The organism is Streptomyces sp. CA-250714 (assembly GCF_050936705.1).
In the GTDB taxonomy this organism is placed as follows: Bacteria; Actinomycetota; Actinomycetes; order Streptomycetales; family Streptomycetaceae; genus Streptomyces.
This window is the reverse complement of the sequence record NZ_JBNJMI010000001.1, coordinates 4,096,741-4,109,970: the sequence shown is the minus strand read 5'-3', so window position 1 is coordinate 4,109,970 and position 13,230 is coordinate 4,096,741. Positions and strand designations below refer to the sequence as shown.

Sequence of the window (13,230 nt, the reverse complement as noted above, 5' to 3'; positions counted from 1 at the left end):
GGCCGGGGGCCGGGGGCTGGGTGGGGTCGGGAGAGCTGGGAGGCCGGGAGGGCTGGGGGCAGCCGAGAGGCCGTGATCCGGAGTTATCCACAGGCTTGGCGGGGCCCTTGACCCCGCCACGGCTCGATGTCACATTCATCAGTGACAAGTTGCTCACGCACCGGCACGGCTAGGCGACGGACCGCACCAACTCCACGAGCCCACCGACTCCAAGAGTCCACCGACGACAAGAACCCACCGACGACACCGAGACCGAGATCGAGGACGACCCACGGACGGAAGGCTGGCGATGTGCGCGGCGACGATCGGTTACTCCTCCGCTGACCTGCGGGGATTCAGGGAAGTGCAACAACTGGCCTACGCCTGCGCGGAGTCGGTGGCCGCCCGGCTGAAGCCGGGGGTGACCGAGCGAGAGGCCGCCCGGATGCAGCGCGAGTGGCTGCGCGAACGCGGGGTGCGGGACTGGTTCCATCTGCCCTTCGCCTGGTTCGGGGACCGCACGGCGTTCACCGGCTTCAAGGTCCCGCTCCAGTTCTTCCCCACCAACCGGAAGCTGGAGCCGGGCATGCCCTTCATCCTCGACATGGCACCGATCCGGGGCGGCTACACCTCCGACATCGGCTACTCCGGCTGCCTCGGTCTCAATCCACTTCACGAACGGCTGATGGTGGACCTGCGGGCGCACCGCGAGCTGATCCTCACCGGCGTGCGGGCGCGGCGCTCGCTGCGGGAGATATACGAGGACGTGGAACGGCTGATGGTCACGCAGGGGTATGCGAACCGGCACCGCGCCTACCCCTTCGGTGTCATCGCGCACAAGGTCGACCTCGTCCCGGACCGCCGGTGGTCCCCCACGGTCCTCGGCTTCGGCACCAACGCGCTGCGCGGGCTGGCGCGAGACGCGCTGCACGGGCACCGGGACGGCTGGTCACCGCTGTGGAGTCCGTACCGCTTCTCGGACCATCCGCCGCAGCCCGGACTGTGGGCGGTGGAGCCCCATCTGGGGTTCCGCGGCACGGGCGCGAAATTCGAGGAGATCCTGGTCGTCACCGATTCCCGGGATCCCGAGGAGAGCGCGTACTGGCTGGACGACGATCTGCCGCATGTGCGGCGCTGGCAGGAGGAGGCACAGGCGGCATGAACGGAAAGACGGACGGCACCGCGCCGGGCGCCCACCCGGCGGGCGGTCTGCTGGAGGGCGCACGGGAGCGCCGGATCGCCACCGGAGGGATCGAGCTGTGCGTCGCCGAGCTGGGCGACGCCACGCGGCCGACGGTCGTGCTGTTGCACGGCTATCCGGACAGCAAGGAGGTCTGGTCCGAGGTGGCGCACCGCCTCAAGGACCGCTTCCATGTGGTGCTGTACGACGTGCGGGGCTGCGGCAGGTCCACGGCGCCCAAGCCGCTGCGCGGCGGCTTCACCCTGGAGAAGCTCACCGACGACTTCCTGGCGGTCGTGGACGCGGTCTGCCCCAATGAGCCGGTGCATCTGGTGGGGCACGACTGGGGCTCGGTGCAGGGCTGGGAGTTCGCGACGGTGCGTCGTACGGAAGGCAGGATCGCCTCCTTCACCTCGATCTCCGGTCCCTCGCTGGACCACTTCGGCCACTGGATCAAGAAGCGGATGTCCCGGCCGACCCCGCGCCGTGCCGTGCAACTCCTCGGCCAGGGCGCCAAGTCCTGGTATGTGTACGCGCTGCACACCCCGGTGCTGCCCGAGCTGGCGTGGCGGGGGCCGCTGGGCAAGCGCTGGCCCAAGCTCCTGGAACTGACCGAGAAGGTCCCCGGCGGCGGCTACCCGACCGCGTCCCTGCCCGACGACGCCGCACACGGTGCCTGGCTCTACCGGGACAATGTCCGCGCCCGGCTGCGCCGCCCCCGCACCGACTGCTACGCCCATGCGCCGGTCCAGCTCATCACGCCGACCGGGGACGCCTTCCTGAGCGAGCGTCTCTACGACGAGCTGGAGCTGTGGGCGCCCCGGCTCACCCGGCGCACCCTCCCGGCCAAGCACTGGGTGCCGCGCACGAGGCCCGACCACCTGGCCGCCTGGATCACTGAGTTCGTCACCGGCAGCGAACCGGGGACGCCGGCACAGGAGCCCGCCGCCACCGGCAGATACGCGGACCGGTTCGCGGGTCAGCTGGTGCTGGTGACCGGGGCGGGCAGCGGAATCGGCAGGGCGACGGCGTTCTCGTTCGCGGAGGCCGGAGCCCGGGTGATCGCCGTCGACCGGGACGCGGAGAGCGCCGCCCGCACTGCGGACATGGCCCGCCTGGTGGGTGCCCCCCAGGCGTGGGCGGAGACGGTCGATGTCGCGGACGAGCAGGCGATGGAGAAGCTGGCCGAGAAGGTGGCGGCCGAGTACGGCACGGTGGATGTGCTGGTCAACAACGCGGGCATCGGCATGGCGGGCGCCTTCCTGGACACCACCACCGAGGAGTGGAAGCGGACGCTGGACGTCAATCTGTGGGGCGTCATCCACGGCTGCCGCCTCTTCGGGCGGCAGATGGCCGAGCGCGGCCAGGGCGGGCACATCGTCAACACCGCTTCGGCCGCCGCCTACCAGCCCTCCCGCGCTCTGCCCGCGTACAGCACCTCCAAGGCTGCCGTGCTGATGCTCAGCGAGTGTCTGCGGGCCGAGCTGGCGGGCCAGGGCATCGGTGTGACGGCGGTCTGCCCCGGCTTCGTCAACACCAACATCACCAGCACCGCCCAGTTCGCGGGGGTGGACGAGGCGGAGCAGCAGCGGATCAGGCGCCGCACCTCCCGGCTGTACGGGATACGGAACTATCCGCCGGAGAAGGTGGCGGACGCCATCCTGCGAGCCGTCGTCCGCAACCAGGCGGTGGTGCCGGTGACGCCCGAAGCCCGCGGGACACGGCTGATGGCCCGCTTCACCCCGCGAGCCCTGCGCGGCATCGCCCGGATCCGGCCGCCCATGTAGGCCGAGGTGGCCGGCGGCGGGAGATCCTCGCCGCACCGGCAACACCGTGTCAGCTGTAGCAGCTGTGTCAGAGGAGACCACGACCATGCCTCCGTCCGTTCCATCCGTCCCATCCTGTCCGTCCTCCCGGGCCCCGGGCCCGGCGTCGGCCCCGACGTCCGAGCCGGAGTACCGCATCGAAGACCTCGCGCACCGCAGCGGTGCGACGGTGCGCACCATCCGCGCGTACCAGGACAAGGGCCTGCTGCCCAAGCCGGAGCGACGGGGCCGGGCCAACGTGTACGACGACTCGCATCTGGCGCGGCTGCGACAGATCGCCGATCTGCTGGAGCGCGGCTACACGCTGGCGTCGATAAAGGAGCTGCTCCAGGCCTGGGACGAAGGCCGTGGGCTGGGCGGGGTGCTGGGCCTGGTCGCGGAGGTGGACGGGCCGTGGACGGACGAGGAGTCGGGCCGTATCTCACGGGCCGAGCTCGACGAGCTGTTCGGCGGCGAGCACGACGAGGCGGCGGTCGCCGAAGCGGTGGCTCTGGGGGTGCTGGAGCCCCTACCGGGGCGGGAGGACGAATTCCGGGTGCCCAGCCCGCAGGAGCTGTCGGTGGCGGCGGAGCTGCACAAGGCGGGGGTGCCGCTGCTGGCCATCACCGAGCAGCTACGCGAGCTGCGCGGCCAGGTGGAGCACATAGCCGCCCGCTTCCTGGACTTCACCAACGAGCATGTCTTCGTCCGCTATCTGGGCGCCCAGCTCTCCGATGTGGACGCCTCCGAGGCAGCAGACCTGGTGCGCAGGCTCCGCCCGCTCGCGCAGCAGACGGTCGAGGCCGAGCTGGCGAGAGCCATGCAGAAGTTCGCGGCCCGCAACCTCCGCGACCACCTGCGCTCGGCCGCCGCCGTGCCACCCGCCGACCCGGGTGGCACGGCCAGGACCGAACAGATCCGGCTTCCGGCCGAAACGGTCGAGTCAGTACGCGAGTTGGTGGGCGAGGCCCACGTCCCGGCCTTCTTCGCGGCAGCCGCAGAACGGGAGGTACGAGCCCGCACGATGGACCGGATGACGAGGGGAGGGGTATGACGGCGAGCGGCTAGCCGTGCGCCGCCAGCAGACCTCCCACGCTCCGGGGGCGAGCGCCCCGTCAGGGGCGCGGGGAACTGCGCGACAAGCCACAACACACCCGCAGTCCGCGACCGACAGACAGGGGCACCCCCTCCCCGGAACAACGGAGAGGGCGGGCAAGCTTCGCCGGATACGGCCCAGGCGCCGGGGCGGGCCGCCGAGCACCCACCGGTCAGGTGGGGAGCCGCCCCAGCCAGGTCGTCGGGTTCACCGGCGTCGGGCTCACCCGGCGTTGGGGTGACCCAACTGGGCGGGGGCCTCAATGGCGACGCGTTCGAAGACTGATTGGTCTGCCTCGAAGCGGGTGCCGGGGAGGGGCCAGTGGAGGACGAGTTCGTCGAAGCCGAGGGTGGCGAGGCGGCCGGCGAAGTCCACGAAGGCGTCGAGGGACTCGAGCGGGCGGTCGGGGGTGAAGCCGGTCAGCAGGGTGCGGCCGAGGGTGTGCGGGGCGCGGCCGGTGTCGGCGCAGGCCTTCTCCAGGGCCTCGGTCTGCCGGGCGAGGGCGGCCAGCGAGTCGGCGGGGGTGCCGGTCTCGTTGGCGGCCGGGTCACCCGTCGTCAGCCAGGACTGCCCGTGCCGGGCGGCCAGCCGCAGCCCGCGCGGTCCGGTCGCGGCGACGGTGAACGGCAGCCGGGGCCGCTGCACACAGCCGGGGAGGCCGCGCGCCTCGTGGGCGGCGTAGTAGGTGCCCTCTACCGTCACCTCGTCCTGGGTGAGCAGCTGGTCGAGCAGCGGGACGAACTCGGCGAAGCGGTCGGCGCGCTCCCGGCGCGTCCACGGGTGCCGGCCGAGGGCGGTCGCGTCGAACCCGGATCCGCCCGCGCCGATCCCCAGGGTGACGCGGCCGTCGCTGATGTCGTCGAGGGTGATCAGTTCTTTGGCGAGTGGGACGGGGTGCCGGAAGTTCGGCGAGGTGACCATCGTGCCGAGCCGCAGCCGGGAGGTGGCGGCAGCGGCGGCGGTGAGGGTGGGTACGGCACCGAACCAGGGACCGTCGCGGAACGGTACCCGCCACGAGAGGTGGTCGTAGGTGTACGCGGCGTGGAAGCCCAGCTCTTCGGCCCGTCGCCACATCTCCCGTCCGCCCTCGGACCAGCGGCGGACGGGGAGGATCACGGTGCTCAGACGCATACCCCGAGCTTAAACGCACGGTCACCGTCAGCCCGCCCTGCCGGTACCCCCCCTCGAAGCCCGAGCCCAGGGCCCCGCGCCCCGCCCCCGAACTCCCGAACCTCGACCCCAGGGCCCCGCGCCCATGAGACTCCGAACCCCGAGCCCCAGGCCCCGAGCCCCCGAGTCCCCGAACCCCCCGGACCCCGCGCCCCGGGCCCACGAGCCAGGGCCCTGCCCCACATCCCCGCGCCCCCGGGCCCTCAAGCCCCCTGGCCTACGAGCCCAGAGCCTCGGCCCCGGCCCCCGGCGCCCGAACCCGAACCCAGGGCCCAGGCCCCGAGCCCCCGAAATCCCCAGACCCCGAGACCGGGGCCCCCAACCCCCAACCCCCAACCCCCAACCCAGGCCCCCAGCCATTACCCCTCACGTCATCGACCGCGCTCCCCTGCTCCGGCAGTGTGGGGCACGTCAACGAGATTCCCGGCGATCCCGGCAATCCCAGACGAACCCGTCGAGAGTCCCGGCATCGCAGGCCCGAGGAGGGCACCATGTCCGTCAAGTCCCACGAGACCACCGCGAGTTCCGTTGCCGAGGTCACCCGCCAGGTCGTCCAGGAGTTCGTCGCCGCCCGGGTGGCGGGGGATGTCGAGCGGCTGGTCGAACTCTTTGCGGATGAGGTCGACTGGGTGCTGGCCGAGAACCCCGTCGTCCCTTGGATCCGGCCGCGTTCCACCGGGGCCGAATGCGCTGCTCAGTTCACGGAGCTGGCCGAGTACACGGTGGCCGAGGACGCGCGGGCATCCGTCGACACGTTCCTCGTGGACGGCAGCGACGCCGTTCTGATGGGGCACATATCGGGGACCGTACGGGCGACGGGGAAGACCTTCGAGGGTCCGTTCGCGCTGCGTCTCACCGTCGAGGAGGGTCGGGTCACCCGCCACCACCTCTACGAGAACAGCCTGTCGGTCGCCGAGGCGTGCACCCCTTCCTGACCCGCAGCATCTGCGACCTCACGGGTCGCGGCATCCCGCGCCGGAGCTCGGGCGGGTGCGCCGTGGTGGGCATGCGCGGCTCGTAGGTAGGTCCGCAGGCGGCCGACCGGGTCGGGGTCGTCGGTGGACTTGGGGGCGAGGAACTGGGGATAGACGATCTCCGGTGCGAGGGCGACGGCCGCATCCAGCTCCTCGTACAGCCGTTCGGTGCGACGGCGTACCCATTCGTCCAGCGGCGTGCTGTCGACCCAGAACGGCAGTTGCACGCCCTGCTCCCCCATGGTGTCCAGGGCATGGGTGACCGTGTCCGTGACGGCGTCGTGCGGGGACATCAGCGCGATGGGCAGCCGCTCGGGGACGAAGGCGGCCAGGTGCGGGTCGCCGTCCGACGAGCCGAGGATCATCGAGGCCAGCCGCGGGGCCAGGGCCGGCGAGCAGTGGAAGCCGTCGCGGTACGTACCCGTGGCGAAGATCAGCCCCGGCACGGAACAGCGGCCCAGCAGCGGAAAGCAGTCGAGCGGAATGGGCCGGGCCCCGGCCATCCAGCGCTGGACGCGGGCAAAGGCGAGATCATGGTCGACCTGCTCGCAGACCTGCCGCATCAGGGCGTGGGTGGAGCCGAGCTCGGCACCGGTGACGGGCCGGGTGGTGATCAGATTGGTGGCGCCGATGTACTGATCACCGGGCTCGGTCATCGGTACGACGTGCAGACCGCAGGTGGCGGCGCGGTTGGGAGTCCGCAGTACGTGACGCGCCCCGGAGCCGCTCGCCGCGGTGCGGGTCACCAGCAGGGACACCCCGGTACCCGACAGCATGGGCGGTACGGCGCCCGGCGGCAGCACGCTCTCGGCCAGGCTGCTGCTGGCCGCACCTGCGGCGAGGACCACGATGCCGGCCGCCAGGGTGCTGCCGTCATCGAGCCGTACGCCCCGCACAGCGCCCCCCGCCTCGCCCACGACACCAGCTCCGCCGTACGCGCCCCCCGCGGCAGCACCGCCCCGGGCAACCGCGGAGTCCCCGGCGCCCCCTGCGTCTCCCACACCACCGGCGTCCCCTGCGACACCGGCACCTTCCGCGCCTTCCGCGCCCCCAGCACCCCCCGCAGCTCCCACGCCCCTGGCGTCCCTCGCGCCCCCCGCGTCCCCCGTCAGCAGCGACCGCACGCTGCCCGCGACATGCTGCACGCCCAGTCGCGCGGTCGCCGCTTCGAGCGCGGCGAGGAGGGAACGGGCGTCGACCGAGCCCTCCCGGCGCAGATGCAGCACCCGCAGCGGACGGGCGTCGCTGCGGGGCGCCAGGCCGTCCACGTCGCGCGCGTCGACCAGTTCGTACGGCTCGCCGTACTCCTCCGCGGCGGCCCGCATGGCGTCGAAGTTGTCGGCCGCCACGGCTCCTGACCGGCCGCTGAGCAGCACGAACGTCCCCGGGAGATGCGAGGCGCGCAGGGCGGGGCCGGCTGGGGGCCCGGCCAGTTCGGCGAGCGTCTCGATCCAGCCGGGCCAGGCGTCCAACGCTTCACGTGCCAGTGCGAAGCGGGCCCGGGTCGCGGGATGCCGGGCGGTGTAGCGGGTGACCTCGCCGAAGCAGTTGAGCATCGCCCCGGCCGCGGACGTCGCCGACATCGGCCGATGCGGAGGTCCGACCACGCTCACCCTCGACTTCGGGCTCTGCCGGGCGACCTCCAGAGCCACCGACAGTCCCATGACGCCGTTGCCGACCACGACGACGTCGGCAATGTCCGCAGCCCGCGATCCCGTCCGCGCTCCGACCATGAAGGTGCCTCTCTCTGTACGCTCCCGGCCCGCCGACCGCCCCTCACCCAGCCTCCGCCGCGACCCTCGGTCCCGGCCCTCGGTCCCAGCCCTCGAACCGGCTCCGATTCAGCCTGTGCCGGAAGCGCGGCCCGCGCAGCGCGGCGAACGTTGAACGGGTGACGGCACCGCACCACCGACCCCGGCCGACCCTGCCCCCGCCAGCCCGGCCCCGGCCCGGCCGACCGGCCCCAGCCGACCCGGCTCCGGCCAGCCCGGCCCGGCCGACCGACCCCAGCCGACCCGCCCCCGCCGCTTCGCCGTCCCGCTGCGCAGTACGACCCGGAAGCGGGCATCCTCGGTGGTATGGACGGTATGGATCACATCCGGCACCCGCACCGGCTGCCGCGGATCCACAGCACCGAGTCGGCCGTCTCGGTGCTCGGCGCGCTGGCGGAGCGCCGGGGGCTCCCGGTGACGGTGGAGCATGCGATCGGCGCCGACGAGTCGTCGCGGCGTACGGCGGCCGGGGCGTTCGCCGTCACCGACGAGGACGGCACCCTCCCGCACGAGGCGCTGCTGGAGATCCCCGCGACGGACGGCCCGGACGGTGTGCCGCTCACTCCGAAGATCACGGTCCAGCTCTTCGAGGAGGGCGACGCGCACATCACGCTCGACGGGGTGACTTTCCACGACCTCCCGCGCGAGGCGACGCCCGCCTTCCTGGAGGCCGTCTTCGACAGGCGCGCCCATTTGAAGCGGACGTGGTACCCGCCGTTCTGCCGGTTGGTGGTGACGCTGGACGACGAACTGTCCTACAAGGAGGTCGTCCCCGTCGCCTACGGCCTCTCCCGCTGGCTCAACTCCCTCCCGGACTAAGCCCTGCGGGAGGGCCTTGTCCGGCGGATTTTGCCCGGCCCTCTCGTCTTCCGGTCTGGAGGTGCCCCTGCCCGACGGGCGCGGACTGCGGGTACGTCGTAGCAGACCGCGCGCAGCCACGCCGCCCCCAGCCCGGTCCGCGTCCTAGGAGCTGGCGTCCGGCGCGGGCTCCAGCAGTTGGTCGAGGTGGCGGTGGAGGACGGCCAGGGCCGTGGTCGGGGAGTGATGGCCCGCGATGACGTGGACGGTGAGGCCGTCGGCGACGGCGAGGAGCGTATGTGCTTCGCGTTCGGGGTCGAGGTGTGAGGGGACTTCCCGGGTGTCCTGGCCGTAGCGGATGAGCCATACGAGGAGCTCGTGCAGCTTGGCGTAGGTCTCATGCAGGACGGCGGCCAGCTTCTCGCTGGCCGGGGCATGGGCGACGAAGGCCAGCCAGGCGTGTGCCTGTGTCTCCGACTCCTCGCCCAGCAGGGCGAGCTCGGTCAGGGTGTGGGACAGCAGGGTGGACGCGGCCTGGGGCATGTCGGCCGCGGCGATACGCGCGTTGGCGCGTTCGGTCACATGCTCGGTGATGTGCTCCAGCGCGAAGAGCAGCATGTCTTCCTTGGTGCGGAAGCACCGCTGGACAGCACCCATCGACACGTTCGCCTCGGCGGCGACGTCACGCAGGCTGACGGCGTCCATCCCGGAGCGCGCGATCAGGGTGCAGACCGCCTCGGCGATCTGTCGGCGCCGGGCCTCGTAGTCGACCTGCCTGGGCACGGTGTGCTCCCTTCCCCTCCCACGTCCCTTCCCCCGTACGTTTCACGATTCTGATGCACTTGCATCGTAACGGCTGACCCTGCACGATGTGATGCAGGCGCATCGGAACGAACGCGCATCGGAACAACCGCACGCCGGAACGCCGCCGCCTCGGAATGCATCCGGAACGCACCGCGACGAGAACGCTGCGCCGGTATCCGCAAAGGCCGGTATCCGCAAAACGGGAGGGAAAGGTCATCGTGGCGAACCAGCTCAAGAAGACAGCCAACAGCTCAGGTCAGGGGCTGCTGTTGCTGTTCGGCGCCATCCTCGTCATCCAGGGGTTCGGCTCCGCCATCACGGAAGCCGGATGGGACACGAGCTTCGGCGTCGCCGGGCTGCTGCGGGCAGCCCATCTGCCGGAGTGGGTGACCCTCCTGGTCGGCGTCGCGGGCACCGCCCTGCTGGCGACGGCGGCGCGCCGGCACTACGCACAGAAGCGCGCGGCCCGCCGACCGTAAGAGCGGACCCGCCGCTGGCCAGGGCGGCCCACCCCAGGTGAAGGCACCCCGCCCAGGGCCCTCACCCCCGGCCCGCCCCAGCCCTCACGGCCGCCCCGCCACCCCCGGCGTACGCCCAAACGCCCTGCGGAACACATCAATAAACGCACTACTCGACGCCCACCCGCAGCGATGCGCAACCACCGTGACGGGCGTGCCCTCGGCCAGCAGCCGCAGGGCGTGGTGGAGGCGGAGCTGGGTGCGCCATTGGGGGAAGCTCATGCCGAACTCGGCCCGGTACAGCCGGGTCAGGGTCCGTTCGCTGACGCCGACGGCGGCGCCGAGTTCGGCGAGGGTACGACCGTCGGCCGGGTCCTCGCACAGCAGCCCGCACACCGCCGCCAGCCGCGAATCCTCGGCTGCCGGTACATGGACGGGCTGCTGGTCGCAGTGTCGGAGCTGGTCGAGCAGTACGGCGCGCAGCCGGCCGAGTTCCGCGCCGGTGCCCCGGAAGTCCCCCGTACAGACGAGGAGCAGTTCGCGCAGCAGTGGGCTGACGCCGAGTACGGCGGGCCGGTCGAGGCGGAGTGGGTTGGCCTCGACCGGCAGGCCCACCAGGTGGAGGTCGGTGGCGCCGTAGGCCCGGTGCTGGTGGGGCGTCCCGGCCGGGATCCACAGCGCGCGCGTTGCGGGGGCGACCCACGTCCCCGCCTCTGTCGTGACGGAGACGACTCCGCGCCCGGCGTAGACGATCTGATGCTCGTCGTGCCGGTGCGCGTCGACCTCCTCCCCGGGGGAGAGGACGAGCGTCCGCGTCACGGCGCGGGGCGAGTGGCGGGTTTTCGGCATCGCTTGGCAATTTATCGGAAGCGGTACCGCGACGCGGCGCCGCACCATCGCACCATGACAGCGCAGAAACACCTCGTGCCCCCTCTCGCAGCCCTCCGCGAACGCCGCAGCGCGAAATGGCGGAGCCACCCGGCGGACGTACTTCCGCTCCCCGTCGCGGAGATGGACTTTCCGCTGGCCGAACCGATCGCCAGGGTGCTCCGCGAGGCGATCGACCGCTCCGACACCGGATACGCGGCTCCCACCCGCGAATTGGCCCACGCGCTGCACGGCTACGCCCGCCGCGCCTGGGGCTGGACGATCGACCCGGACCACGTCCGTACGGTCACGGACGTGGGCATCGGCATCGTGGAGACGCTGCGCCGCCTCGTCTCCCCCGGCGACGGCGTGGCGCTGAGCCCACCGGTGTACGAGCCGTTCAGCTGGTGGATCCGCGAGGTCGGCGCGCACCCGGTGGAAGTCCCCCTCGCGACCCTGCCCGACGGCGAACGACGGCTCGATCTGAACGCGCTGGAGCAGGCGTTCGCGGCCCCCGGCACCGTGGCGTATCTGCTGTGCAACCCGCACAACCCGCTCGGCCTGGTGCACAGCCGCCAGGAGCTGACGGCGCTCGCCGAACTCGCCGACCGGTACGGCGTCCACGTCCTCTCCGACGAGATCCACGCCCCGCTCACCCTCCCCGGGGCCGCCTTCGTCCCCTACCTCTCGGTGTCCGGGGCGGCCCGCCACCGCGGCTTCGCGTTCCACTCCGCCAGCAAGGGCTGGAACCTGGCCGGGCTCAAGGCGGCCACCGTCGTCACCGCCGACCCGGCGCCCAAGCGGTACGTCGACCGCCTCTCGCCGCACTCCCTCTTCCGCACCGGACACCTGGGCGTACTCGCGACCATCGCCGCGTTCGAGGAGGGCGACGCATGGCTCGCCGAGATCGTCAGCGCCCTCGACCACAACCGGCGGCTGCTGGGCGAGTTGCTGACGCGCCACCTCCCCGCCGTCGGCTACCGCCCTCCCCGGGCGGGCTTCCTCGCCTGGCTCGACTTCCGCCACTTCTCCGGGCAGAGCTGGGGCGACGACCCCGCCGCGCACCTGCTGAAGACCGCCCGCGTCGCCCTGACCTCGGGACTCGGCTACGGCGCCGAGGGCCGCGGCTTCGCCCGCCTCAACTTCGGCTGCGCCCCTGAGACGTTGACGGAAGCCGTCACCCGCATCGCCGAGCCCCATGCCATGCTCGGCTCATGACCAACGCGGAGCCGGTCGAGGACCGGTACGACGACGATCTGCCGTCCCCCACCCCCGCGCCCACCACCCCCGCGGAGTGGGACGAGCTGATCGACGAGTGGGACGAGCTGCGCCACGGCTACTACCTCGGCAACGCGCCGGGCACGGTGCTGGAGTGCGCGAAGAATCTCCGCGCGAGCGTGGCCGATGGCACCTCCACCCCGGAAACCGCCCTGTGGACCCTCGGACTGGTGCTGATCGGCCCCTACGTGATCTACGCCCGCCCCGACGCGGCCGCCGAGGCCCAGGTACTGGAGGCGATGCGCGCCGTCGAGCACGCCCTGGGCGGGGTCCCCTGCTCCCACGACGCACACCCCTGCGACGACATGCCCCTCACCGCCGAGCTGGAGAACTTCCCATCGGTACTCAAGATGCTGGCCCACCCGGAGCAGGACGCCGAGCACGAGGCGCACTTGGCCGACGACGAGCTCTGGCCCGACGAGGAGGGGGCCCAGTCCTGGTACGAGGGCCGGATGACGCGGGAGATATGGACCTGCCCCCGCAACCTGGCCGGCCTCGCCCGCGCCTTCTCCGACTGAGCCGCACCCTCAGGGCTTCCGGTGGACGGGGCACTCGCACGGCGGGTAAGCGCCCGGACTGAACCCCTCCAACGGCCCCCGCCACGGTGGCTTCTCCACGACGGTGACCGAACGCACCGGTGTCCGCCGCCCGGTCTGGGCGGCCACCCGGTAGATCCGTAGCGTCATCCGGTGCGTCTCGCTCACACCCGCTCCTTGATCCACCGCGCCAAAGCGAAGACGGCGTCCGCCGATGCGCCGCCCAACTCCACATGCGGCCGTCCCATGACGGGGTAACTCCCGTTGAGAGACGGCAACTTCAACCCCGCGAGAGTCAGCGCCTCCGCCAGCTCCTCCGCCGCCCGGCGTCCGATGACGAGGGCGTCCTGGGGTTCGGGGTTCGTCGTCTGTGCATCCATGCCCACCACGGTTGCCTCTACGAGGGCGCGCCGGGAAGTAACTGAGGGGTCACAGTGGGCGGTTGTGGTTCTTTACCTTTCTTTGGCATTTCCGAGTCAGCGGCCCGGTTGTCCTGCCAAGCTGTTCTGTAAC

14 protein-coding genes are annotated in these 13,230 nt (G+C 72.0%); 8 read left to right on the top strand and 6 right to left on the bottom strand.

The features are described 5' to 3' along the window. The first annotated feature begins 289 nt into the window (after positions 1-289). From ACQEU8_RS18425 to ACQEU8_RS18415, 3 genes are all read left to right on the top strand, one after another. Complete coding sequence (locus ACQEU8_RS18425; protein ID WP_433101910.1) at positions 290-1,141, top strand: M24 family metallopeptidase; 852 nt, start codon at positions 290-292, stop codon at positions 1,139-1,141. Then, a complete protein-coding gene (locus ACQEU8_RS18420) occupies positions 1,138-2,946 on the top strand; it encodes an SDR family oxidoreductase (protein WP_433101908.1) in 1,809 nt (602 codons plus the stop codon). Before ACQEU8_RS18425 ends, ACQEU8_RS18420 begins: the two co-directional genes overlap by 4 nt. 85 nt (positions 2,947-3,031) lie before the next feature. Beyond that, the gene (locus ACQEU8_RS18415) at positions 3,032-4,018 is read left to right on the top strand and encodes a MerR family transcriptional regulator (protein WP_433101906.1); all 987 of its coding nucleotides are present in this window, start codon (positions 3,032-3,034) and stop codon (positions 4,016-4,018) included. Positions 4,019-4,282: 264 nt separating this feature from the next. Here ACQEU8_RS18415 and ACQEU8_RS18410 read toward each other — a convergent pair whose 3' ends face one another. Beyond that, entirely contained in the window at positions 4,283-5,191 is a 909-nt protein-coding gene (locus ACQEU8_RS18410; RefSeq protein WP_433101904.1) for an LLM class flavin-dependent oxidoreductase, read from the bottom strand. 530 nt (positions 5,192-5,721) lie between these two features. Here ACQEU8_RS18410 and ACQEU8_RS18405 point away from each other — a divergent pair. After that, positions 5,722-6,165 (top strand): nuclear transport factor 2 family protein, encoded by a 444-nt coding sequence (locus ACQEU8_RS18405; RefSeq protein ID WP_433101902.1) that lies wholly within the window; start codon positions 5,722-5,724, stop codon positions 6,163-6,165. Here the strand turns inward: ACQEU8_RS18405 and ACQEU8_RS18400 are convergent. Then, on the bottom strand, positions 6,120-7,937 hold the full coding sequence (locus ACQEU8_RS18400) for an FAD-dependent oxidoreductase (RefSeq protein WP_433101900.1): 1,818 nt from the start codon (positions 7,935-7,937) through the stop codon (positions 6,120-6,122). The genes ACQEU8_RS18405 and ACQEU8_RS18400 overlap by 46 nt on opposite strands. A 345-nt stretch (positions 7,938-8,282) precedes the next feature. Here ACQEU8_RS18400 and ACQEU8_RS18395 point away from each other — a divergent pair, with 345 nt between their 5' ends. Next, positions 8,283-8,795 (top strand): hypothetical protein, encoded by a 513-nt coding sequence (locus ACQEU8_RS18395; protein WP_433101898.1) that lies wholly within the window; start codon positions 8,283-8,285, stop codon positions 8,793-8,795. A gap of 144 nt (positions 8,796-8,939) precedes the next feature. On the opposite strand, the gene ACQEU8_RS18390 is transcribed toward ACQEU8_RS18395, so the two are convergent. Then, positions 8,940-9,557, bottom strand: a complete 618-nt coding sequence (locus tag ACQEU8_RS18390) for a TetR/AcrR family transcriptional regulator (RefSeq protein ID WP_433101896.1) — start codon at positions 9,555-9,557, stop codon at positions 8,940-8,942. Positions 9,558-9,796: 239 nt separating this feature from the next. Between ACQEU8_RS18390 and ACQEU8_RS18385 the strand changes: the two genes are divergently transcribed. Then, positions 9,797-10,057 (top strand): hypothetical protein, encoded by a 261-nt coding sequence (locus ACQEU8_RS18385; protein ID WP_433101894.1) that lies wholly within the window; start codon positions 9,797-9,799, stop codon positions 10,055-10,057. 84 nt (positions 10,058-10,141) lie between these two features. On the opposite strand, the gene ACQEU8_RS18380 is transcribed toward ACQEU8_RS18385, so the two are convergent. Then, a complete protein-coding gene (locus tag ACQEU8_RS18380) occupies positions 10,142-10,885 on the bottom strand; it encodes an AraC family transcriptional regulator (protein WP_433101892.1) in 744 nt (247 codons plus the stop codon). A 54-nt stretch (positions 10,886-10,939) separates the two neighbouring features. On the opposite strand from ACQEU8_RS18380, the gene ACQEU8_RS18375 reads away from it, so the two are divergent. Continuing rightward, entirely contained in the window at positions 10,940-12,121 is a 1,182-nt protein-coding gene (locus tag ACQEU8_RS18375) for a MalY/PatB family protein (RefSeq protein WP_433101890.1), read from the top strand. Then, positions 12,118-12,699, top strand: a complete 582-nt coding sequence (locus ACQEU8_RS18370; RefSeq protein WP_433101888.1) for a hypothetical protein — start codon at positions 12,118-12,120, stop codon at positions 12,697-12,699. Before ACQEU8_RS18375 ends, ACQEU8_RS18370 begins: the two co-directional genes overlap by 4 nt. Before the next feature lie 9 nt (positions 12,700-12,708). Here ACQEU8_RS18370 and ACQEU8_RS18365 read toward each other — a convergent pair whose 3' ends face one another. Beyond that, positions 12,709-12,885 carry a hypothetical protein gene (locus tag ACQEU8_RS18365; RefSeq protein WP_433101886.1) on the bottom strand — a complete coding sequence of 59 codons (177 nt, stop codon included), beginning with the start codon at positions 12,883-12,885 and terminating at the stop codon, positions 12,709-12,711. Then, positions 12,882-13,097 carry a hypothetical protein gene (locus ACQEU8_RS18360; protein WP_433101884.1) on the bottom strand — a complete coding sequence of 72 codons (216 nt, stop codon included), beginning with the start codon at positions 13,095-13,097 and terminating at the stop codon, positions 12,882-12,884. Before ACQEU8_RS18360 ends, ACQEU8_RS18365 begins: the two co-directional genes overlap by 4 nt. Between the last annotated feature and the right edge of the window lie 133 nt (positions 13,098-13,230).